We start from the raw sequence: 22,726 nt of genomic DNA, 5'->3' as shown, positions 1-22,726 counted from the left end.
ATGATCGAACTGGTGGTCGACGACCGCTGCACCCGCTGCGACACCTGCATCCAGGTCTGTCCTACGAACGTCTTCGAGCGCGGCGCTGGTGGCCTGCCCCTCATCGCCCGGCAGGAGGATTGCCAAACCTGCTTCCTGTGTGAGCTGTATTGCCAGGCCGACGCCCTGTATGTGGCGCCCAACTGCGATGAGCCGGTGGCCGTGGATGCGGCATCCATCGTGGCGTCCGGCCTGCTGGGCCAGTTCCGCCGCCATTCCGGCTGGCATGAATGGGAAGGCGACCCCGCCCACGCCAACCTGCACTGGCGCATGGGTGAACTGTTCGCGCGGGCGCGGGCGGGCTGACGGGCGTTATGCCCGGACGCGTCACGCCCGCTTGCCGCCGAGGGTCAGGATCAGGAACAGGATCAGCGCCGCCAGGCCCGGCCAGAACAGCAGGTGGTTCAGACCCTCCCAATGCGCCATGTCACGCACGGAGGTGTAGGGGTTTACGAACAGGTCGATCTTGTCGCCGAGGCTGAGGTCACCAGCCTTGAAGCGGTCGGGCGACTGGCCGAAGATCTGGCCGATGGCGCCGGCCATATCGGCCAGGGCGCGGGAGGGGGCGCGGATGCGGTCCACCGCCTGCTGGTAGGCCAGCACGTGGTTGCCCGCCAAGCCGATGATGGCCACCCACTTGGCCGCCTGGCGCAATCCACCCGCTTCCGTTGCCATGATCCCGCATCCCCCAATAGAATTCAGCGCAGGCTAGACGGCGCCTCGCGGAAGCGCAAAAGCAAAACGGCGCGGTCCCGAAGAACCGCGCCGTCCTGTTAACTCAGACGATCCGGAGAAGGATCAGGCCTCGGTCTCTTCCGTGGCCTCGTCGGCGGCTTCCACCACCTCTTCCTCGTCCTCGTCATCACGCCGGCCGGCGACCATGCCACCGCGGGCGGCCTGCAGGCCGGCCTCTTCGGTGGTGCGGGCGACGTTCACGGTGATGCTCACCGACACTTCCGGATGCAGGACCAGGCGGACCTTGAACAGGCCCAGGGTCTTGATCGGGGTGTCGATGGCGACCTGGCTGCGCTCCACGGCGGTGCCGGCGGCGGTGACCGCCTCGGCAACGTCACGGGCGCTCACCGAACCGTACAGAATGCCGGTTTCGGCAGACTGGCGGATGATGATGACCGACAGGTCGTTGATCTTGGACGCGACCTTCTCGGCCTCGACCTTGCGCTCGGCGTTCTGCGCTTCCAGCTTGGCCTTCTGGCTCTCGAAGAAAGCCAGGTTGTCCTTGGAGGCGCGCAGCGCCTTCTTCTGGGGCAGCAGGTAGTTGCGGGCGAAGCCAGGCTTCACCGTGACCACTTCGCCCATGCGGCCGAGCTTCTCGACGCGCTCCAGCAGAATAACTTCCATCGTTCCTACTCCTTACTTCACGATGTAAGGCAGCAGGGCGAGGAAGCGGGCGCGCTTAATGGCGCGGGCCAGCTCACGCTGCTTCTTGGCCGAAACCGCGGTGATGCGGCTCGGGACGATCTTGCCGCGCTCGGAGATGAAGCGCGACAGCAGCTTCACGTCCTTGTAGTCGATCGCCGGGGCGTTCGGACCGGAGAAGGGGCAAGTCTTGCGACGACGGAAGAACGGACGACGGCCACCGCCGCCACCGGCCGGACGCGGGGCGCCGGCGTTACCCTGGGTGCCGAAGCTCATGCCCGGTCTCCTTCAGAAGAGGCTTCCATGCGGCGGGGCGGACGGGGGCCGCGATCGCCGCGGTCACCACGATCGCCGCGGTCGTCGAAGCGGCGCGGACCGCGCTCGCCACGCTCGCCGCGTTCACCACGCTCGCCGCGATCGCCCTTGTTGGACAGCATCGCGGTCTGACCTTCCTCGATCTTCTCGATGCGGGTGGTCATGAAGCGCAGGACGTCTTCGTTCAGGCCCATGTTACGCTCCATCTCGGCGACGGCGGCCGGGGCGGAATCGTGGGCGAAGTAGACGTAGTGGCCCTTGCGGTTCTTCTTGATCTTGTAGGTGAGGGTCTTCAGACCCCACTGCTCGACCTTGGCAACCTGGCCACCGTTCTCCTTCAGGATACCGGTGAAGGTTTCGGTCAGGCCTTCCACCTGGGCGGACGTGATGTCCTGCCGTGCGATCAGCACGGTCTCATACAAAGCCATTTGATACTCCTCATGGCTGTTACGTGGTCCGCCGCTGTTCCCGCCCGGGGCGCCGGATCATTCCGGGGACCAGGGGGTGGGTCAGCCGCACGGACCTAGCCGGCGCCATGGCAAAGGCACCGGCAAGGAGCGGTTGAAGCGCGGGCTTATATAGGAACGCCCCCCGAGGGGCAAGGGAAAAGGTGGTCTGCCCGCGCCCCCGTCAGCGCCAGCAGACGTTGCGCCGCCAGGGCGACGCGGCCGGCCGCCGCCGGCCCGTGCGGCGCCGCCGGGATGACGGCCATGGTGTTTAACCACGGCCGCGCGCCGGTGCCCAGCATGGACCAGTCATGGTCGATGCCCAGGCGCCAGCAGGGCACGCCCAGCGCCCCCGCCAGCTCTCCCACCGCCGAGGGGGGGGTGATCACCAGATCCAGCGCGGCGATCAGGGCGGCCACCCCCTCGATATCCTCGCGCAAATCCAGATCGGGCCAGCGGTGGAGGGGCCGGCCCAGGGCTTGTTCCACCGGCCGCAACTCCTCCTCCGGCGCGCTGTATTGCAAGGTGACGGGAATGACGCCGGGCAGGGTCAGCACCGGGGCGTAGTCGGCCAGGGTGGTATAGGCGCCGTCGCGGTCGCCGCGCCGGATGCCGCTGCGCCAGCTGATGCCCACGCGCAGGCCGGGGCCCAGGTGGTCCAGCCGGTCCCGCCACAGCGCGGCCAGATCCGCGCGCGGCGTCAGGAAGGGGGCGCCCCCGTACCAGTCCGCCAGGCGGGGGCGCAGCAATCCGGCCAGGCTGCCCATGGGCAGGTGCAGGTCCATGTCCGTCAGCGTGGGCGCGCCGGGGGCGGAGGTCGGGGCCCGCACCACCACGCCCGGCAGGGCGCGGCCGATCAGGCCCACAAGGCGGGGCGCGCACTCCACCACCAGCTGCCCGCCCTCCGCCGTCACCCGCCGGTGCAGGTCGGGCAGCAGGCTGGCGAACAGGATCTCATCGCCCAGGCCCTGTTCCCCCCACACCAGCAGGCGCTTGCCCGCCAGGCTCTCGCCCCGCCATTGCGGCACGGGGAAGGGGCGCCAGAAAGGCGTCAGCTGCCGGCCCCGCCAGCGCGCCTCATAATCCGGCCAGCCGCTGGCCAGATCCCCGGCGGCCAGCCGCGTGGTACCCAGGCAATAGCGGGCGTCGGCATGGTCGGGGTTGAGGGCCAGTGCCTGGCGGTACAGCGCCTCCGCTTCATCCTGGCGAGCCAGGGTCTGCACGGTGGTGGCCAGGTTGTGGACGATCTCCGCGTCACCGGGCGTCGCGGCCAGCGCTGCGCGGAAATGGCGTTCGGCCTCCGTCAGGCGGCCTAGGCGCTGCAGGATGGTGCCCAGCGCGTCCAGCGTGGCGCCATGGCCGGGACGCAGCGCCAGCGCCCGCTCGGCATGCGACAGCGCCTGACGCAGCAGGCTGGGGTCGCGCACCAGCAGGTCGCTGGCCAGCACGCGGGCCAGGTTCAGCTGGGCGTCGGCGTCGTCAGGCGCCAGGGTCACTGCCTGGCGCAGGTAGGCCGTGGCCTCATCCGTGCGGCCTTGCGCTTGCAGCACGGCGCCCAGATTGTTCAACGCGTCGGCGTGGGCCGCGTCCAGCGCCAGGGCCTGGCGCAGCGCCGCCTCCGCCCCCGCCAGGTCGCCCAACGCCATCAGCGTCTTGCCCAGATTGACTTGCGCGAGGATCTGGCGCGGGTTCAGCGCCAGGGCGCGGCGGTAATGGCCGGCGGCCTCATCCAGCCGGCCCTGCGCCTGGCGGGCGTATCCCAGGCTGTTGTGGGCGTTGGCGTAGTCCGGCTTCAGCGCGATGGCGCTCTCATAATGGGTGATGGCCTCGTCAAGGCGGCCCAGGTCCTTCAGCGCGTTGCCCAGGGTGGTGTGCGCCTCCGCCTGGTCGGGCTTCAGGGCCAGGGCGCGCTGCAGCGCCGCCACGGCATCGGCCGGCCGGTTGAGGGCCAGCAGCACGGTGCCCAGGGCGGCATGCATGTGCGGGGCGTCGCTTTTGGCGGCCACGGCTTGGCTCAGCAGGTCGGCCGCACCTGAGTGGCGGCCGGTCTGGTGATGGATCACGCCCAGCAGGTACAGGGCGTCGGCATGGCGGGGGGCCTGGGCCAGCACCTGGCGGTAGGCCGCCTCGGCCTCCCCAAGGCGGCCGGCTTGGTGCTGCTGCGTCGCCTGACCGAACAGCAGCTGCGCCGCCGCCGGCACGGCCGGCGCGCCCGGCTTCTTGTCCAGGCGGCGCTGGTTGCGGTTCATGTCTTTTCCCTACGCGGTGGCAGGCCACAGACTAGCCTGCCGACGGCCCTCGCGTCGATGGTGCCGCGGTCTCCAGATTCCAATCCCCTGGCTCCAACCAAGGAGGTACATCGACAGGTATGCACGCTACGGTCGCAACCGTCATATCCCGGGCGCACCATGACCTCTCCCGTCGTGATGGAGGTCGCCCATGTCTCAGGTCCCCGCGCGCGCCTGGTGCAACAACGAAGTGGCCTATCTGGCGTGGCGCCCCACGGCCCGCATCGACGGCCTGCTGGGCTTCATGGTCACGCGCGTGCACGAGGAGGGGGAGCGTCGGCTGCTGCCCACCTGGGTGGCGTTCACGGACCAGTCCAACCCGAAATGGCAACAGCAGGACACCAGCGTCTGGCCCATTCAGAAATTCTCCTGGCGCGACCTGACCCTGCGGCGCAGCCGCGACAGCCTGTCGGTACGCCAGCCCTTCACCTGCCACTACGAGATCATTCCCGTCGGCTTTGAGGCGCCGGGACGTGAGCCGGTGGCCGGCTGGATCAAGCGGACGGAGACGTTCAGCAGCGCGCAACCCGGCGCCTACACCGGTACGCCGCGGCCGCTGTTCATCTGCGGCGACGCGGTGATGACCAATCCCATCACCGTCACCTGGATCTATGGCGCTTTCACCGCTGTCTTCACCAACGGCATCCTGTCGACGCAGAACCTGCGCCAGCAATTGCACACCCCTGCCGGCCAGGCGCCCAGCAAGGGCTATGTGCTGGACCAGGTGAAACAGCCGGGCAACGCCATTCGCACCTTCCTGACCGGCGACGTGCTGCCCACCCTGACCGATTTCCTGGGACAGGTGGGGCCGAACGACAAGGTCTACGCTGCCCTCTATGAGCTGTCGGATCCGGAACTGGTGGCCGGCCTGACGGGGCTTGGCGACCGCCTGCACCTGATCCTGTCGACAGCGGGCGAGGCGACGAAGACCAACCCTGCCTGGGACCGCACCAACCAGGCGGCGCGCCGGACCCTGCACGGCACGGCGGGGGAGGTGATCGACCGGCTGTTCAACAACAGCGCCCATATCGGCCATAACAAGTTCCTGGTGTGCACGGACGCGAACGACACGCCGCTGGCCCTGCTGACGGGCAGCACCAACTGGACGCCCACGGGCCTATGCACCCAATCCAACAACACCATCCTCACCCAGGATACCGTCCTGGCGCAGGCCTACCTGGAGTATTGGAACCGGCTGAAGGTGGACACGGCCAGCTTCCCGGTGCAGACGGACACCGGCGCGCCCAACCACAACGTCCAGCAAAAGCCCCTGCGCCGGGCCGATGGCCACGCCTATCCGGATTCCGCCGGCAACCCCCGCGTCTGGTGCGCGCCAACCACCCTGGCCACTACCAAGACGTCGGCCACGCCGCCGGACCTGGCCGACGTGTTTCAGCTGATGGACCAGGCGCAGCACGCCATCTATTTCCTGACCTTCTACCCCTCCGTCGAAGGCAAGCAGAGCATCATCGAGGCGGCGGTGGACCTGGGCAAGCAGCGCCCCGACCTGATGGTCATGGGCGCCGTCAGCAGCCCGCAAGCGCTGCCGATCGAGGGGGATGCCAACGGCGGCGATGACACGGGCGACGACACGGATGCCCCGGGCGCCAAGATCCCCAAGCCCTCCGTCTACGCGCCCAAGGACGCGCCGCAGGTGCTGGTGGTGCGCGCCGCCGCCATCGACATGCCCACGGGCGACCTGCAGCCCGAGCTGCTGACCGCCGGTGCCGCCATCATCCACGACAAGATCGTGGTGATCGACCCCTTCTCCCCCGACTGCGTCGTCATCACCGGCAGCCACAACCTGGGCTACAAGGCCTCCTACGCCAACGACGACAACCTGCTGATCATCCAAGGCAACCAGCCGCTGGCCCAGGCCTATGCCGTCCATGTCCTGGACGTCTATGAACACTACCGCCAGCGCGCCATCCTGGAAGAGCGGGAGCGGGACGCCCTGCTGAAGGGCCAGCCGGCCCCCAGCACCCCGCAAGGTGGCTTTCTCTCCGCCAACGATCATTGGCAGGACGCCTACCTGTCCGGGGACAAGGGCAAGGAACTGGACTACTTCCTCAGCTGACAGGAGGCCGCCGGCGGCGGACCAGCAGCAGGGCGGTTCCGGCCACCAACACGGCCAGCACCGCCGCGCCGCCGATCAGCGCCTTGTGGTGGTTCCGTGCTATCCAGCGGTGCGCCTGCCGGGCCGGCGCCTGCCACCATTCCTTGGCGGCGGCGTCGAAGTCCGGCGCCGGGCAGGCGCGGCCGAAATGGGCCGCCCAGGGCTGGTAGGGGCCGGTCTTGAGATAGCGCTGATACAGGGCCGCCACCCGGCCCTGCGCCTGCTTGTCCCGCTCGATGATGCGGCGGACGACGGATTGCCAGTAGGGGTCCTCGATGGTGGCGGGATCGTTGGTCCAGGTGGCGATCCTCTGATCCTGCGCATAAGTCACCGCCCAGCACAGGGTGGCGGCATAGGCCTGGCTGGTGTGCGGCAACTGGTCGGCCGCGTGCTCGGCGGCGTCGGTCGCGATGAAACGGTAGTGGAAGCGCTGGTCCGGCTGCGGCGCGCTGTCGGCGAAACGCTTGCGTTCCCCGTCCGTCACGTATGCCACCCCGGCGGGCGGCAGCATGGCCTGGCCGATGCCGACGTCGTAGGCGCCTTGCAGGGCGGCTTCGTCCGGCGCGCCCTCCGTTCCCATGATCTCCATGCCCTTGGTCCGGGCCAGTTGCGCCGCCTGAAACCAGGCGCGGGCGCGGCTGGCAGCCCACCAGGCGCTGCCGGCATCGTCCCGCGCATCGAGGTAGGCGCGGGCGTCCTTGGCCACCGCCGGATTGTGATAATAGGCCAGCGCCTCCTTGCCCCGTCCCGCCCGCATCAGGCGGCGGGCCAGCAGGCTGCGCAACGCCAGGGGCGCGCCCTGGTAGCGCAGCCGGTCCGCCTCCTCATCGTATTTGTAGCCCACGCCCAGGGTGTCCAGCAGGGTGTTGGGCCATTGCTTGTTGTCGACCGTCTGCGTCCAGCCGGCGACGACGCTGGCCGGCACCTTGGCATCGACATAGGCCTTCAGCTCATCGACGGTCAGCACGCGCTCCGCGATGTGCACCACGTCGCCCCAATAGGTGTCGGCCATGGGCATCAGCTGGTCCAGCGCCGCCACGTACTCGCCCCGCGCCAAGGCCACGGTGCCGCCTTCACCGGCAAGACGGCTGCGCTCGGCCGCCGACAGGGCGCTCCCTTGGGGGCCGTCGCCGGTGGCGGGGAAGGCGGCGGATGCCTGGGCGTAGAACTTGGCCGCCTGCGCCAGGTCGCCCTTCTGCAGGGCCAGCTTGGCCTGGACCCAGCTGGCCAGCGGCCCCGGCTTCATCGCCGCCAGGCGGCCGGCCAGTTCATAGTCACCCTTGCGGTAGGCCAGGGCCGCTAGCTGGTCGGCGGCGGCCGGCGCCGGCCCACCGGCATCCCCGATGTGGGCCTCCGTCAAGGCGGTGGTCAGCGCCGCCAGATGCGGGGTCGATGGGGCCTGGTACGTCTCGCCGGAATCATGCCGGCTGGCGACCCACGCCTTGGTCTGACGCGGCAAATCCTCCTCGAACGCCAGCACATGGGCGGCCAGCAGGCGCTGCACCAGCGGGTCGGTGATGGCGGCCTTCAGGGGCTCGGCATGCTCAAGCAGGTGCAGGGCGATGATGTGGAGGGAGGACACGCCATTGTAGGAATCATGCGCCGCCTGCTGGGCGTAGAGGCCGATGGCCTGGGACAGGGCGGCCACGTCCAGCGGCCGGGTCGCCTCCAGCCGCAGGGTGGCCGGTAGGCTGCCCGCCACCGTGTCGTCGTCCGTCTCCGCCGTCGTTGCCAGGGACAGCCCCGCCTGCGCCAGGCGCACGCGCGCCTCCTCTCCCAGGCTGGCCACAGACAAGCCCAGCGGGTCGGGGGCGCCGCCTTGGGCCAGGGCGCGCGCCTTGGCGTAGGCGGCCACCGCCGCGTCCGCCTGGTCACGCTTCGCCGCCACCCGGCCCAGCATGTAGGCGGCCCAGACGGCGCGAGGGGCGCCGTCGGCCGCCGGCAGGTCCAGCACCGCCTGGAAGCGGGTGGCGGCCTGGTCCAATCGGCCGGCCTCATAATCCACGGCGGCGGCGGTGTAGAGCCGCACGGCGGCCGGCAGCTTTTCCCCAAGGGCATAGGCCTTGTCGCCGTCCCCGGCCGCGCGCAGGGCGCTGATCAGGGCCGCCGTATCGGCCGGCAAGCCAGCCGTTTCGGCATCGGTGCGCAGCTTGGCGCGCGTGTCGTCGGTCGCCCAGCGGTTCTCCACTGCCTTCATCGTGTCGGTGGGGGCGGGCACCAGATGCGCCGCCTCCCAGGCGAAGGGGTTGGCGGGCGTCTCCGCCAGCGTCACCTCGCGGCGGTCCAGCAACTGCCAGGGAAAGTCCGGGCCGCAGGCGATGGCGATGCCGGCAGCGCCGGTCAGCAACAGGACGGACAGGGTAAGGACGCGATGGCTAGGGGCGGACATGGATCACCAGCGGTGAGGGGGAATCGGGGCAGCGCAGCCAGCCCACCGCCCGGCGCTCCCCGGGCGGCAGCAGGCCGGGGGACAGGCGCACCAGGCGGGGTTGGGGGGCCAGGGGATCGCGGGCATAGCCGTTGGCGCCGTCGCCCAGGGGGCACGCAGCCGGCAGGTCCAGGCTGGCGGGCACCTCGGCATCGGCGGCACCGTCATTGACCAGCACCAGCGACGACAGGCCGGGCGTCGCCGTGGCCTCGGCCCGCGCGACGATATGGCCGATGGGTGTCTGTCCCCGCGCCACGGCGGCCCAAGTGGCCAGGGACCAGGCACGGCGATCCTCGGCGGTGGGCAGGCGGAACCAGGCAATGCCTTTGAGGTTGGGCGGCGCCTTGGCGCGCAGGTCGTTCAGGAAGGTCGCCACATCGGCGGGCCGGGCCATTAGCTCCGCGGCATGTGCACCGCCGCCCAGCAGGGGCGTTTCGCCCTCCACCGTCGCCAGGCTGTCATCGGCGTTCCAGCTGACCCGCGCGCCATAGTCGGGCAGCGCCACGCGGAAGGGCGTGCCGAAGCGCTGGCCGTAGGCCGCGACCCAACGGGCGGCCTGGGCCGGGTTGAACAGCCCGTCGGTGGGGGCGGCCACGGCGTGGACCTGCAGCACCACCTCATCCGGCACCGCCACCACGTCGGCCAGGGCGGGGGCCGGCAGCCAGGTGGGCAGGGCGGTGATGGACAGGCGCGTGCCGTCCAACCCGCCGCCGCCCAGCCGCGCGCGCAGGTCCGTCAGGAAGCGGGCATAGAAGGGCAGGCGCGACGTCGGGCAATCATGGTCGATCTCCAGCCCCGCCACCGCGACTCCGGCCTCACGCCAACGCTCCAGCGGTGCCAGGGCCGCCGCCACCAGGGGGGCGGGATCGGTATCGCTCAACCGGCCGTCGATGCGCACCACCAGGATGACCGGCCGCCCGGCCAGATGCGCGCGCAGGGCCTCCAACCGTGCATCGTTCAGCAGCACGGGGGCCACCCGCCCCTCCGCCGAGACCTCCGACGCCAGCACACGCCAGGCGGCGACGTCGGGCGCCGCCTGGTCCATCGCCTGGCCCAGGGCCGGCGTCCAGGCGCGCTGCCAGACATAGATGTCGTTGGGCAAGGGGGGAGACAACGGACCCAAATGGGAATTGGCGCGGGACGGCATCAGGCTCGCCGCCGCGGCGCCGGCACACATCAGGGTCAGGGCGGCCAGAAGGATCCGGGGCCTGGGCAGGGGCATGGCATGGGGGCGGGCGGCAGGGTAGGCGGGACGGACGCATTCTACCGTCGCGCCGGTCCCGCCGAAACGGAATTCCCCCTTACCTTAAGGGGATAGCCTCAACGCTTGAGGTTCACGATGGCGACACCGCCCAGGGCCATCAGGCCGCCGATGATGCCCATCACGGTCGGCACCTCGCCCAGCCAGACATAGCCCAGCAGCATGGCCAGGGGCGGCGCGCAGTAGAGGAAGTTGCTGGCCCGGGCGGCGGGCATGCGCGACAGCACGATGGTCCAGGTGGCGTAGGCGACCAGGCTGGGCATGACGCCCAGGTACAGGGCGGCCATCAGGCCGGGCAGGGGGGCGGCCTGGGCCTGGGCATAGGCGCCGGGCAGCCAGGGCGACAGGGCCAGGGCGCCGATCACCATGTTGCTGGCCGACACGGTCAGGGGCTTGTGCCGGGCGAACAGCGGCTTCTGCACCACGGTGGTGATGGAGTTGCACAGGGCGGCCCCCAGCACCAATAGGGCGCCCCAGCCCAGCTGCAGGCCGGTGCCGCTGCCCACCGCTTCATTAAGGGCGATCAGGCCGATACCGCTGAAAGACACGGCGGTGCCGATCCAGCCCCAGCGGCCGAATCGCTCCCCCAGCAGGAAGGAGGCGAAGACGGCGGTGATGATGGGGTTGATGTTGATGATGAAGGCGGCCGCACCGGAGGACACCGTGCGCTCCCCCATGTTCAGCAGCGCCGTGTACAGCGCCACGAACAGCAGGCCGCCGGTGGCGAAGCGCCACACCTCGCCCAGGCGCGGCAGGGAAGGCCGGCTGATGAGCAGGTACAGGCCCGCCGGCACCGCTGCTATGGAGAACCGCGCCGCCCCCAGTTCCAGCGGACCGAAGGCCTTGAGGCCCGCCCGGATGGCGGCGAAAGCGGACGCCCAGATGACGATGGTGACCACCACGATGGCCAGGGTGCCCCCGTCCAGCCGGGTCCCCTTGGAGGGCGCAAGGCCGACGGTTGCGGCGGAGTCACAGGTGGGGGCGAGCGGGGTGGCGGACATGGGGGCGAATCCAAGAGGGGAAGGTGACACGGCATCAGTACGCCCCGGGCGCAGCTGATTGACAATCGATGAAATCGGCAGCCAACTGTGAGTATGGATCACAGCTCCCACCCCTTGCCGCCCCTGGACGCGCTGCGCGCGTTCGAGGCTGCGGCCCGCACGGGCAGTTTCTCCGCCGCGGCGGAGTCCCTGAACGTTACCCATGGCGCCGTCAGCCGGCAGATCGCCAAGCTGGAGCAATGGCTGGGCCTGCGCCTGTTTCACCGCCAGGCGCGGGGCGTGGTGGCGACGCCGGACGGCCAGCGTCTGTTCCAACGCACCAGTGAGGCCTTCGCCCTCATCGCCGACACCTCCAACCGCTGGACGGAACCCCGGGGGACGGCGGTGGTGCGGCTGACCTCGCTGCCCTCGATCTGCGGGCTGTGGCTCATGCCCCGGCTCGCAGATCTGGAGGGTAGGGAGGCGGACCCCGGCGGCGCACTCCGAATCTTGCTGTCGGTGGACCACCGCGCGCTGGATTTGGCGGATGAGGGCATGGACTTGGCCATCCGCTGCGGCTGGGGCGCCATGCCGGCCCGTGTCTCACTGAAGCTGTTCGAGGAATGGTGCTATCCCCTGGCGGCTCCCGGTTTGGCGGCCCAGATTGGCGAAGGGGATCCGGAACGCCTGCTGGCCTTCCCCTTGATCCACGACTCCGACGCATCGGGCTGGCGCACGTGGTTCGCCGCCCATGGGCTGGATTACAAGCCGCGCCCGCAGGACAGGCGGTTCGAGGATTACAACCTGGTGCTGGACGCCTGTGTCTGCGGTCTGGGCATCGCCCTGGCCCGGCCGCCGCTGGTGCGGTCCAAGCTGCGCAGCGGCCGGGTGGTGCCGGTGGACCCGCGCACGGCGCTGAACCCCACCAGCTATTGGCTAGACCGCCCGCCGGGACGCATGCGCAATGCTGCCGTGGAACTGGCGCGGCGTATCGCGGCGGAGGCCGAGGTGTCGGCGGAGGCATTGGAGACGTTCCTCAATCCCGAGACACCGGAGGGGTATGGCAGGCCTTTCATACCCTGGACGGCGGCCTGAATGCTGTCTGGACAGGCCAAAACCCCAGGCGCAGCCCACGTAAACCCGGGGCAGCCTCCTGCAATGATGATTGACAGATTGATTGCAGGCGGTATGCATGGCGCGACTTGCGGTGCCGGCGTCAGGCTGCGGCGGGGTTTTCCGCCGTGGCCCGTGTATGGGGCACAGGGCATCGCACCGGAATTGAGCTTCCAGGGTATTCGCACATGATTCGCGCTTTCGTGTTTCCCGGCCAGGGCAGCCAGGCCGTGGGTATGGGCCGGGACTTGGCCGACGCCTTCGCCACCGCCCGCGACGTGTTCGGCGAGGTGGACGAGGCGCTGAAGCAGAAGCTGTCCGCCCTGATGTTCGAGGGGCCGCTGGATGAGCTGACCCTGACCGAGAACGCCCAGCCGGCCCTGATGGCCGTGTCCGTGGCCGTGGCCCGGGTGCTGGAGAAGGACGGCGGGCTGGACCTGGCCAAGGCCGCCCGCTTCGTCGCCGGCCACTCGCTGGGTGAATACTCCGCCCTGTGCGCCGCCGGGGCCCTGACGCTGGCCGACACCGCCCGCCTGCTGAAGCTGCGCGGGCAGAGCATGCAGCGCGCCGTGCCGGTGGGCGTGGGCGCCATGGCCGCCATCATCGGCGCCGATTTCGAGGCTGCCCGCGCCATCGCCCAGGATGCCGCCCAGGGTGAGGTTTGCACCGCCGCCAACGACAACGCCCCCGGCCAGGTGGTCATCAGCGGCCACAAGTCGGCCGTGGAGCGCGCCATCGCCATCGCGGCCGAGCGCGGGTTCAAGCGCGCCGTGCTGCTGCCGGTATCCGCCCCCTTCCATTGCCCGCTGATGCAGCCGGCGGCCGACGCCATGGCCGAGGCCCTGGCCGGCACCGCCATCCAGGCGCCGCGCGTGCCGCTGGTGGCCAACGTCATCGCCAGCACCGTCACCGATCCCGCCGAGATCCGCCGCCTGCTGGTGGAACAGGTCACCGGTTCCGTGCGCTGGCGCGAGAGCGTGCTGTTCATGAAGGAACAGGGCGTGGAGCAGCTGGTGGAGCTGGGCGCCGGCAAAGTGCTGGCCGGCATGGCCAAGCGCATCGACAAGGACATGACGGCCGTATCGCTGGGCCTGCCCGCCGACATCGACGCCTTCCTCAAGGCCTGAGCCTGAACCCCTCCTGAGAGAACGATAGGGACCATCCCATGTTCGATTTGACCGGCAAGACCGCGCTCGTCACCGGCGCCTCGGGCGGCATCGGCGCCGCCATCGCCCGCACCCTGCACCAGGCCGGCGCCACCGTCGCCCTGTCCGGCACCAAGGTCGAGGCCCTGGAGGCCCTGGCCGCCGAGCTGGGCAGCCGCGCCGTGGTCGTGCCCGCCAACCTGTCCGATCCGGAAGCCGTGGAGGCCCTGGCCAAGGACGCGGAGGCCAAGCTGGGCCAGGTGGACATCCTGGTGAACAACGCCGGCCTGACCCGCGACGGCCTGATCCTGCGCATGAAGGATGAGGACTGGGCGTCGGTCATCGACGTGAACCTGACCGCGGCCTTCCGCCTGTCGCGCGCGCTGGTGAAGGGCATGATGAAGCGCCGCTGGGGCCGCATCATCGGCATCACCTCCATCGTCGGCGTCACCGGCAACCCCGGCCAGGTCAACTATGCCGCCAGCAAGGCCGGCATGATCGGCATGACCAAGGCGCTGGCCGCCGAGGTCGCCTCGCGCAACATCACCGCCAACTGCGTGGCGCCCGGCTTCATCGCCACCGCGATGACCGATGTGTTGCCCGACGCGCAGAAGGAAAAGCTGACCGCCGGCGTGCCGGCCGGTCGCCTGGGCACGCCGGATGAAATCGCGTCCGCCGTGCTCTACCTGGCCTCCACCGAGGCCGGCTACGTCACCGGCCAGACGCTGCACGTCAACGGCGGCATGGCCATGATCTGATCGGGTTCCCGTGGGGCTTGGGGGCTTGTCCTTTCGCGGGATGCCCCTAAGTATCGGCGGGGCCCAGCCTTAACAAGGTGTCCCAGTGCCTGCGGGCGCTAGGCAAGATACGCCTAGCTGTGGTATCTGACGGCACTTTTCCAAAGGATGGGCGCTCGAATTCGTCCTGCCGGACGTGCCCACGCCGATCAGAACAAGTCAGTCAAACAACCCCAACTTTGAAATTCGGGAAGGTATAGGAAATGAGCGACATCGCCGAACGGGTGAAGAAGATCGTCGTCGAGCACCTGGGTGTGGAAGAGGGCAAGGTCACCGACACCGCCAGCTTCATCGACGATCTGGGTGCCGACAGCCTCGACACCGTTGAACTCGTCATGGCCTTCGAGGAAGAGTTCGGGATCGAGATCCCGGACGATGCGGCGGAGAAGATCCTGACCGTGAAGGACGCCATCGACTTCATTTCCAGCAAGCAGGGCTGATCCCCTACTTTCCCGGGATTCAGACGCCGCGCCGCCGATACCGCGCTGGCGTGGCGTCTGGAACCGGAAAAGCCTTTGCTGGTTTTTGCGGGGCCTAGGCGAACACCGGACGTTCGGGTTTCTCCTCGAGTCCGATTCCAGGCCCAATATTCTTCTGGAACTAGGTACAGGTCTGACCCATGCGTCGCGTCGTCATCACCGGTCTCGGGTTGGTTACCCCTCTGGGAACGGGCGTTGAGCACTCGTGGAAACAGCTGCTCGACGGCAAGTCGGGTATCCGCGCCATCGACACCTTCGACGTGTCCGACCTGCCGGCCAAGATCGGCGGCATGGTTCCCCGGGGCGACGGCACCAACGGCACCTTCAACCCCGATCTGACGGTCCCGACCAAGGACCAGAAGAAGATGGACGACTTCATCATCTACGGCGTCGCCGCGGCGGCCGAGGCGGTGAAGGACAGCGGTTGGGAGCCGCAGACCGAAGAAGATCGTGAGCGCACCGGCGTCATGATCGGCTCCGGCATCGGCGGCCTGTCTTCCATTTACGAAACATCGCTGCTGCTGGCCGAAAAGGGCCCGCGCCGCATCTCCCCCTTCTTCATCCCGTCGGCCCTGATCAACCTGGTCTCCGGCCACGTGTCGATCATCCACGGCTTCAAGGGCCCCAACCATTCGGCCGTCACCGCCTGCTCCACCGGCGCGCACGCCATCGGCGACGCCGCTCGCCTGATCATGTGGGACGACTGCGACGTGATGGTCGCCGGCGGCGCCGAGGCCGCGATCAACCGCCTTGGTGTGGCCGGCTTCGCCGCCGCCCGCGCGCTGTCCACCGGCTTCAACGAGACGCCGGAGAAGGCCTCGCGCCCCTATGACAAGGACCGTGACGGCTTCGTCATGGGCGAGGGCGCCGGCGTCGTCGTCCTGGAGGAGCTGGAGCACGCCAAGGCCCGCGGCGCCAAGATTTACGCCGAGGTCGTGGGCTACGGCCTGTCGGGCGACGCCCACCACATCACCGCCCCGGCGGATGACGGCAACGGCGGCTACCGCTCCATGGCCATGGCGCTGAAGCGCGCCGGCATGACCCCGGCCGACATCGACTACGTCAACGCCCACGGCACCTCTACCCCCCTTGGCGACCTGATCGAGCTGGGCGCCGTGAAGCGGCTGTTCGGCGAGGCGCTGAACACCGCCTCCATGTCTTCCACCAAGTCGGCCACCGGCCACCTGCTGGGGGCGGCGGGCGCCATCGAGGCCATCTTCTCGGTGCTCGCCATCCGTGACCAGCAAGTGCCGCCCACGCTGAACCTGGACAACCCGTCCGACGAGTGCGCCGGTGTCGACCTGGTGCCGCACAAGTCCAAGAAGCGCCGCGTGCGGGCCGCCCTGTCGAACTCCTTCGGGTTCGGCGGCACCAACGCCTCGCTGATCGTCAAGGAATACACCGGCTCGTGACCGACAAGGTTCCGGCCCCGGGATCCAAATCCCGGCCTGCATCTTCCCTGGGCCGCCGTCTGTTTCAGGCGGCGGCCCTGGTCGTTCTGGTGTTGGCCGCGCTGGCCTGGGTCGGCTATCACCGCTATGTCGATCCCGGCCCGCTGACGCAGGATCGCATCGTCGTCGTGTCCTCGCGCGGCGGCTTGCCGGCCATGGGGCAAACGCTGGCAGAGGCTGGTGTGGTGCGGGGCGACATCGACTTCGTCGCGGCCGTGCGTATCACCAGCGCGCTGGGCGTGGGCAGCCAGGTGTTGAAGCCCGGCGAATACGCCTTTCCGGCCCATGTCTCGCTAAAGGACACGGTTGCCCTGCTGCGCAGCGGCAAGACCGTGGTCCATCGCCTGACCATACCCGAGGGCCTGACCTCCGCCCAGATCGTGGCGCTGATCGAGGCCGAGCCCGCCCTCTCCGGCACCATCACGGAAAAGCCGGCGGAAGGCAGCCTGTTGCCCGAAACCTATTTTTTCGGGCTGAACTACGGCCGCGCACAGATGGTGGAGCGCATGCAGGCCGCGATGCGCAAGATGGTGGACGAGATCTGGGCCGGCCGCGCGCCGGGCGTCGCTCTGAAGTCACCGGAGGAGATGGTCACCATGGCCTCGCTGGTGGAGAAGGAGACGGGCGTGCCGGCCGAGCGGCCGCATATCGCCGCCGTCTTCTACAACCGCTTGCGCTTGGGCATGCGCCTTCAGTCTGACCCCACGGTCATTTACATCCTGACCAACGGCGCCGGGCCCTTGGGCCGCCCGCTGACCCACGCCGATCTGGCGGTGGCGTCACCCTACAACACCTATGCCGTGGCCGGCCTGCCGCCCGGCCCCATCGCCAACCCGGGGCGTGAGGCCCTGCGCGCCGTGGCCAACCCGCTGGCCAGCGACGACCTCTATTTCGTTGCCAATGGCAGCGGCGGCCACGCCTTCGCCGCGTCCCTGGCCGAGCACAACCGCAACGTCGACAAATGGCGCGACTTGCGGGAAAAGGTGCAGCGGTAAGGGTTATCCCGCCAGCGCGATGGCCTCGTTGCCGTAAAGCGCCGACAGCAGGTCGGCCGTGGTGACCATGCCCACCAGGCGACCGACCTCGTCCACCACCATGGCTTCATGCGCGCCGGCGGTCATGGCGGGCAGGATGTTGACCACGGGCGTGGTGGCCAGCGCCGTCACGGCCGGTTGCACCAGATGGCGGATGCCCTGACGGCCGGGGACGGTGGCCGGCAGGGGCGGGATGACGCCCAGCAGGCGCCCGTCCTCATCCGTCACCGGCACACTGCGCATATGGTAATCCGCCATCAGGCCGCGCACGGTTGCCACCGTGTCCTCCGGCCCCACGGCCGCCGGCACGCGGGACCGGATGGCGCCGCAGCGGATGTCGCCATGCCGGCGCTGGTAGGCGCGCGCCTCCACTTGGCGGAACACGGCGTCCAGATCGTCGCGGTCCACGTCCAGTTGCTCCCCGTAATGCGCCAGCACCTGGTCCAAATCCTCGATGGTGTAGCCGGCGCTGTTGCGGGCGACCTGCGGCTGGGCGGGGGCGACGTGGGGATAGCGATGGCGGGTGAGGTTGTTGAAGGCCAGGCCCATGGCGATGAGGAGGAGCGTGTTCACCGCCACGGGGGCAGCGACGAAGCCGAAGCCCGCCGCCTGGATGGCCGGGCCGCCCAGCACGGCCGTCAGGGCCACGGCGCCTCCCGGCGGGTGCAGGCAGCGCAGGCAAGACATGCCCAGGATGGCCAGGGCCACAGCGCAGGCCCCTGCCAGCACCGGATCGGGGATCAGCCTGGCGCACAGCACGCCCGCCAAGCCTGACACCACGTTGCCGCCGAACACCGCCCAGGGCTGGGCCAGCGGGGTGGCGGGTGCCGCGAACACCAGCACGCTGGAGGCGCCGATGGGGGCCACCAAATAGGGCAGCCCGGCCGCGTTACCGCCCAGCCACCAGCGGCTGACCAGCGTGGTCAGCAGGATGCCCAGCAGCGCGCCGATGAAGATGCGGGCCCGACCCAACGCCGGCAGGGCCGGCTGGGCGGGGCGGAAAGAACGCAGGTAGGGATGCATGAAGGGACCGGAACGAAAGACGCGAATAAGATGCTTTAATTATTCATCTTATGAGCCGTCTGTACCACGCCCCAGTCCTGTTGTGAATGCCACCTTTACCCGGCCGCGCCTCATTCCAGACGGTTGAGCAGGGCGATGTCGGTGGAAACCTCGTCCATGTTGCGCTGCTGGTTGGCGACCATCGTGCCCAAGGACTCCAGGGTACGCTCGATGCGCGCGGTGTTGTCGAACACCTCGTTCATTTGCCCGAAGACGCCGCGATAGCGATCATGGGCGTTGGCGAACTGATCGCGCGCCTTCTGGATGTGCTCGCCCAATGTGGCCAGATTGGTTTCCATGCCCGCGATGTTGGCTTGCGTCTTGCCCAGGGTGGTCTTGGTATCGGTGGCCAGCTTCTTGACCTCAGTCGCCACGACGGCGAAGCCGCGCCCGGCCTCCCCGGCCCGCGCCGCCTCGATGGTGGCGTTCAACGCCAGCAGGTTGGTTTGGCCAGCTATGGTGTCGATGATCTTCAGCACGTCGCGCAGGCCCGTCATGGCCTGCGCCATGCGGCTGAACTCCGCCGCCAGGGTGCTGGTGTCGGCGTTGTCCTCTGCAGCCTTCTGGCTGGACATGACGACATCGCGGATGCGGTTGATGGTCTGCCGGATTTCATGCGTCTCCTTCAACACCTGGTCGAACGCGTCACCCAGGCCGGCGCTGGCGTTGAAGTGGTCGATCAGACGATGGATGATGCCCGACCGCAGGCTGTTCATCAGTTCCGCGCGTTTCAGCGTGGTGTAGGTGAAGTAATTGGCGAAGCTGGCGTAATGGATCGGAAAATTATCCACGATGGCGTCGTGGAAGGGCTGTCCCGCTTCCTGCTCGAAAAAGACCAGGGCGCTCAGGGTCTGGTTGATGTTGACGCCCAGCAACTCACCGAAGGTGGAGAAGCCCGCCGTTGGAGCCGTCCACAGCCCCGTCAGGCCGCCCAGCTGCTTGTCATTGTTCAACCGGCGCAGGATGCAGTCATTCAGCAGCACGGCGACGGGCGCCGGCTTGCCGCGCAGGAAGGCAGCCACGTCCCGCCGGGTCTGGTCGACGAAGTCGGTCGCGCGCAACAGCAGCAACTCATCGCCCATGTTGACGTCACAGAAGAAGCTGACGACGCCGCTGTCGGCATCGATGGCGGCGACGGAGCGCACGAACAGCTCGTCACCGATTTCGATGCCGAAGGTCTGGCGCCCCAGGGTGTCGAGCACGCGGGCCGGGGCGGTTTTCAGGGTGCGCGCCAGCACGTCGGCAAAGCGGTCCACCCGGCCGGTTGCCGGATCGATCACCGCGCTGACGGTGCGCCGGTCGGGGTCCGCCTCTGCCACGACAAACCGGGTGGGGGTGCGTTCGAAGTTCTGGCTCTTCAGCACGCCGTAATGCTTGCCCGGCGCCAGCTTCAGGAAGGCGACGACGGCTTGGTTTTCAAGAACCCGTCCATCGGCGTAGAGATAGGTGTTCTTGAAATCCAGCTTGCCGCCGGCCGATCCCCCGACGAACAGGCAGGGGAAGCGGCGGCTGGCATACACCGCCTCCATGAAATAGTTCTCGCTGTTGGATAGGCCGTCGATGAAGGTGAGGGCCAGCGTATCCCGATAATCCACGGCGAAGGCGGGCCTGATCCCGGCCAGGCCCTCACCGATGCGGGCCACGCGCTCTTCCCGGGTGCGCGACGGCTTCCCTTGCCGGATGTCCTCATTGCACAGCGGCGCTGTATGTATGCTGACGCCGGCGAACAGGTCGGGGGAGTAGACCTGGATGACGATGGTGGACCACCGGTCACCGGCCGCACAATAGAGGGGGCCCGGCTCTCCTGTACCGCCGCACAATTCTCCCGCCGTGGACATGGCCAGTAGTGGTGTGGTCCCGGCGAGGCGGCGCAGCGCTTCAGCCTGGCGCGCGAAATCCAGGTGCGGCGAAATGAAGGCCAGGGCCAGCGCCGCCGGCCTGTCGCCGAACCGGAAGGTTCCGGCGTCCACGCCGCCCAGACGGTCATCCGTGTTGGTCACCCGAACCAAAGGAGCCGGCGTGGATGGCGCACCGGGGAACGGAAGGGCGGTGGCGGAAATGGTCATCGGAAGGTTCCTCCAAGTTGGTCACGCCAAAGGCGGCCCCCTCTGCGGGGAGCTTCATTGGAATCGGGGTCCGGCGGAAATGATGGCGCCGCTCCGCTCAAGAGAGCCATGAAACAGGTAAATGAAACATTAAATGATGGGGCCGCCTCGGTTTGGCGCAATGGTCGGTAATAGAACGGTTTTGCTGGATAATTTCCTGGAACGACTACTGTTCAAGTCGAAAGAATGATCATGAACCAACAAAAAAGCCCATCCCCCGGGGAAGGGGGATGGGCACGGGCGGACGCTAGGGTAGGGACCGGGTGGATGGGAGCCGCACCCGGGCAGTCAAGGACGCCGCCCGATTTCAAGATTGAGATGAAGGGATGACGAGGACGCCGCTCAGTTCAGCGGCGTCTGGGCATGGCTGACCGCCGATGCCAGGTGGGCGACGCAGTGGCGGTGTTCGGTGCCGCCGGGGGTGTGGCCCATCTCGGCGCAGGCGCGGGCCTCCGGTACCGGCTGCTGAGCGGCGGCGGCCTGGGTCTTCAGGCTATCGACACAGGCGGCGAAGTCCACGTTGGCCGGGGCCAGGCCCAGCGTGTCGCGGCAGACGCGGCGCGCGGCGTCGGTCTGGGCGGCCGTGATGGTGATGGCGGGCACTTGGATGCCTGCTGTGGCGGTCCCTGTCGTGGCGGTGCCGGACGCCTGGGCAGTGCCCAGCGGAATGGCCAGGGCGGCCAGCACGGGGATCAGGGCCAGGGTCTTGGTGAAACGCATGTTTTCCTCCTTGTGATGAACCATGTCGGCTGGGGATCAGCCGTGGCTGACTTGCAGTTTGGCGGCGAATTCCTGGTGGCGGGCGACGTCGCCGTCGTCGATGATCACCCGTTCGCCCTGGCCCCGCCGGCGGTCCATCCAGCCGCTGATCAGCTCGGCGCAGGTATGGTCCATGAACCACAGGGAACGCAGGCGGAGGGTGACGCGCTGGGCGGGGGGCAGGCTTTCCAGCGCCTTGGCCAGGCGGGGAAGCTGCACCAGGCTGGCGGAACCGGACAGCACCACCTCCCACTCGCCCGCTTCCCTCTCGCGGGTGACGACCAGCAGGCGCAGGCGGCGCACCTGGGGGAGCAACTCGAGGAGGCTGAGGCCCAGGCCCACCAGCACGCCGGTCAGCAGGTCGGTGGCGACCACGGTGACCAGGGTGGCGGCCCAGATGGCGGCCGGCAGGGCGCCATAGCGCTCGAACAGGTGGCGGGCATGGGCCACGCTGACCAGGCGATAACCGGTGACCACCAGCACGCCGGCCAGGGCCGACATGGGGATGGCCCGCAGCAGCCAGGGCAGCAGGGCGACGGCACCCAGGATCCACACGCCGTGCAGGATGGTGGAGGCGCGGGTGACGCCGCCGGCTTGCACATTGGCGGAACTGCGCACGATGACGCCGGTCATGGGCAGGGCGCCGGCCAGGCCGCAGAGCAGGTTGCCCACGCCCTGGGCCGTCAGTTCGCGGTTGTAATTGGTGCGCACGCCGTCGTGCATGCGGTCCACTGCCGCCGCCGACAGCAGGGTTTCGGCACTGGCGATGAAGGCGATGGCCACCGCCATGACGATCAGCTTGGGCTCGAACAGGCCGAAGCCGTTGGCGAAGTCGGGCGGCTGGATGGCGGCCCACAGGCTTTCCGGCACCGCCACTTTGGCCACAGGCAGGTTCAGCAGCGTGGCGGCCAGGGTGGCGGCGACGACGCCCACCAGGGCGCCCGGCACCAGGCGCAGGCGCTGGGGCCGCACCCATTCCCACACCAGCATGGTGGCGATGGTCAGCAGGCCGATGCCCAGCGCCGCCTCGGCCGCGTCGCCGCTGAAGGGGAACAGGCCGAAATAGGCGGCGGGCGCAGCCAGGATGTTGGCCAGGCCGCCAGCCTGCGGCTTGGCGTCCAGCATGACGTGCAACTGGCCCGCCACGATCAGCACGCCGATGCCGGCCAGCATGCCGTGCACCACGGCGGGGGAGATGGCGCGGAACCACTGTCCCAGCTTCAGCATGCCGGCCGCCATCTGGATCAGGCCGGCCATGATCAGCACGGGGCCCAGGGCGCCGATGCCGGCATCGCGGATCAGTTCGAAGACGATGACCGCCAAGCCGGCGGCAGGGCCGCTGACCTGCAGGGGCGACCCCGCCAGCAGGCCGACGACGATGCCGCCGATGATGCCGGTGATCAGCCCCTTTTCAGGCGGCGCGCCGGAGGCGATGGCGATGCCCATGCACAGCGGCATGGCCACCAGGAAGACCACGATGGACGCGGGGAGGTCCCGCGCCAGCGTGGCGGGAAAAAAACGCTGCATCATC

At 69.0% G+C, this 22,726-nt stretch carries 20 protein-coding genes; 8 read left to right on the top strand and 12 right to left on the bottom strand.

Annotation, left to right across the window (positions count from 1 at the left end; translation table 11 throughout):
* A complete protein-coding gene (locus Y958_RS18340) occupies nt 1-345 on the top strand; it encodes a 4Fe-4S dicluster domain-containing protein (RefSeq protein ID WP_088873402.1) in 345 nt (114 codons plus the stop codon).
* Between the two features lie 21 nt (nt 346-366).
* Here Y958_RS18340 and Y958_RS18335 read toward each other — a convergent pair whose 3' ends face one another.
* The 5 genes from Y958_RS18335 to Y958_RS18315 all read right to left on the bottom strand — a co-directional run bounded on the left by Y958_RS18335 (nt 367) and on the right by Y958_RS18315 (nt 4,426).
* Nucleotides 367-714, bottom strand: coding sequence for a hypothetical protein (locus Y958_RS18335; protein ID WP_145727831.1), 348 nt, complete (start codon nt 712-714; stop codon nt 367-369).
* A gap of 123 nt (nt 715-837) precedes the next feature.
* The gene (rplI, locus tag Y958_RS18330) at nt 838-1,398 is read right to left on the bottom strand and encodes a 50S ribosomal protein L9 (RefSeq protein ID WP_088873400.1); all 561 of its coding nucleotides are present in this window, start codon (nt 1,396-1,398) and stop codon (nt 838-840) included.
* A gap of 12 nt (nt 1,399-1,410) precedes the next feature.
* Nucleotides 1,411-1,692 (bottom strand): 30S ribosomal protein S18, encoded by a 282-nt coding sequence (rpsR, locus tag Y958_RS18325; protein WP_044561423.1) that lies wholly within the window; start codon nt 1,690-1,692, stop codon nt 1,411-1,413.
* On the bottom strand, nt 1,689-2,159 hold the full coding sequence (rpsF, locus tag Y958_RS18320) for a 30S ribosomal protein S6 (RefSeq protein ID WP_088873399.1): 471 nt from the start codon (nt 2,157-2,159) through the stop codon (nt 1,689-1,691). Before rpsF ends, rpsR begins: the two co-directional genes overlap by 4 nt.
* A 146-nt stretch (nt 2,160-2,305) precedes the next feature.
* Nucleotides 2,306-4,426, bottom strand: a complete 2,121-nt coding sequence (locus tag Y958_RS18315; RefSeq protein WP_088873398.1) for a tetratricopeptide repeat protein — start codon at nt 4,424-4,426, stop codon at nt 2,306-2,308.
* 190 nt (nt 4,427-4,616) lie between these two features.
* Between Y958_RS18315 and Y958_RS18310 the strand changes: the two genes are divergently transcribed.
* Nucleotides 4,617-6,542, top strand: coding sequence for a phospholipase D-like domain-containing protein (locus Y958_RS18310; RefSeq protein WP_088873397.1), 1,926 nt, complete (start codon nt 4,617-4,619; stop codon nt 6,540-6,542).
* On the opposite strand, the gene Y958_RS18305 is transcribed toward Y958_RS18310, so the two are convergent.
* From Y958_RS18305 to Y958_RS18295, 3 genes are all read right to left on the bottom strand, one after another.
* On the bottom strand, nt 6,535-8,970 hold the full coding sequence (locus Y958_RS18305) for a hypothetical protein (RefSeq protein WP_088873396.1): 2,436 nt from the start codon (nt 8,968-8,970) through the stop codon (nt 6,535-6,537). The two genes, Y958_RS18310 and Y958_RS18305, sit on opposite strands and share 8 nt — an antisense overlap.
* Nucleotides 8,957-10,156, bottom strand: a complete 1,200-nt coding sequence (locus Y958_RS18300) for a DUF3142 domain-containing protein (protein WP_186291336.1) — start codon at nt 10,154-10,156, stop codon at nt 8,957-8,959. The genes Y958_RS18305 and Y958_RS18300 overlap by 14 nt, the downstream gene beginning before the upstream one ends.
* A 173-nt stretch (nt 10,157-10,329) precedes the next feature.
* Nucleotides 10,330-11,271 (bottom strand): DMT family transporter, encoded by a 942-nt coding sequence (locus Y958_RS18295; RefSeq protein ID WP_088873394.1) that lies wholly within the window; start codon nt 11,269-11,271, stop codon nt 10,330-10,332.
* 93 nt (nt 11,272-11,364) lie between these two features.
* Here Y958_RS18295 and Y958_RS18290 point away from each other — a divergent pair, with 93 nt between their 5' ends.
* The 6 genes from Y958_RS18290 to mltG all read left to right on the top strand — a co-directional run bounded on the left by Y958_RS18290 (nt 11,365) and on the right by mltG (nt 17,230).
* On the top strand, nt 11,365-12,345 hold the full coding sequence (locus Y958_RS18290) for a LysR family transcriptional regulator (protein ID WP_088873393.1): 981 nt from the start codon (nt 11,365-11,367) through the stop codon (nt 12,343-12,345).
* 206 nt (nt 12,346-12,551) lie between these two features.
* The gene (gene fabD / locus Y958_RS18285; RefSeq protein ID WP_088873392.1) at nt 12,552-13,490 is read left to right on the top strand and encodes an ACP S-malonyltransferase; all 939 of its coding nucleotides are present in this window, start codon (nt 12,552-12,554) and stop codon (nt 13,488-13,490) included.
* A 38-nt stretch (nt 13,491-13,528) separates the two neighbouring features.
* Nucleotides 13,529-14,266 (top strand): 3-oxoacyl-[acyl-carrier-protein] reductase, encoded by a 738-nt coding sequence (gene fabG / locus Y958_RS18280; protein ID WP_088873391.1) that lies wholly within the window; start codon nt 13,529-13,531, stop codon nt 14,264-14,266.
* A gap of 242 nt (nt 14,267-14,508) precedes the next feature.
* Nucleotides 14,509-14,745 (top strand): acyl carrier protein, encoded by a 237-nt coding sequence (locus Y958_RS18275; protein ID WP_004272228.1) that lies wholly within the window; start codon nt 14,509-14,511, stop codon nt 14,743-14,745.
* 179 nt (nt 14,746-14,924) lie between these two features.
* Complete coding sequence (gene fabF, locus Y958_RS18270; RefSeq protein WP_088873390.1) at nt 14,925-16,196, top strand: beta-ketoacyl-ACP synthase II; 1,272 nt, start codon at nt 14,925-14,927, stop codon at nt 16,194-16,196.
* Nucleotides 16,193-17,230, top strand: a complete 1,038-nt coding sequence (gene mltG / locus Y958_RS18265; RefSeq protein ID WP_088873389.1) for an endolytic transglycosylase MltG — start codon at nt 16,193-16,195, stop codon at nt 17,228-17,230. The genes fabF and mltG overlap by 4 nt, the downstream gene beginning before the upstream one ends.
* A 3-nt stretch (nt 17,231-17,233) precedes the next feature.
* On the opposite strand, the gene Y958_RS18260 is transcribed toward mltG, so the two are convergent.
* The 4 genes from Y958_RS18260 to Y958_RS18245 all read right to left on the bottom strand — a co-directional run bounded on the left by Y958_RS18260 (nt 17,234) and on the right by Y958_RS18245 (nt 22,725).
* On the bottom strand, nt 17,234-18,292 hold the full coding sequence (locus Y958_RS18260; protein ID WP_088873388.1) for an HPP family protein: 1,059 nt from the start codon (nt 18,290-18,292) through the stop codon (nt 17,234-17,236).
* Nucleotides 18,293-18,402: 110 nt separating this feature from the next.
* Nucleotides 18,403-20,397 carry a methyl-accepting chemotaxis protein gene (locus Y958_RS32820; protein WP_088873387.1) on the bottom strand — a complete coding sequence of 665 codons (1,995 nt, stop codon included), beginning with the start codon at nt 20,395-20,397 and terminating at the stop codon, nt 18,403-18,405.
* A 381-nt stretch (nt 20,398-20,778) separates the two neighbouring features.
* Nucleotides 20,779-21,156 carry a hypothetical protein gene (locus tag Y958_RS18250; protein ID WP_145727832.1) on the bottom strand — a complete coding sequence of 126 codons (378 nt, stop codon included), beginning with the start codon at nt 21,154-21,156 and terminating at the stop codon, nt 20,779-20,781.
* 36 nt (nt 21,157-21,192) lie between these two features.
* Entirely contained in the window at nt 21,193-22,725 is a 1,533-nt protein-coding gene (locus Y958_RS18245) for a SulP family inorganic anion transporter (protein ID WP_088873385.1), read from the bottom strand.
* Nucleotide 22,726 lies beyond the last annotated feature (1 nt).

The sequence above is a fragment of the Nitrospirillum viridazoti CBAmc genome (assembly GCF_000730165.1).
Classification (GTDB): Bacteria; Pseudomonadota; Alphaproteobacteria; order Azospirillales; family Azospirillaceae; genus Nitrospirillum; species Nitrospirillum viridazoti.
Note: the sequence above shows the minus strand (reverse complement) of the source record. Positions and strands in the feature narration are given on the sequence as shown.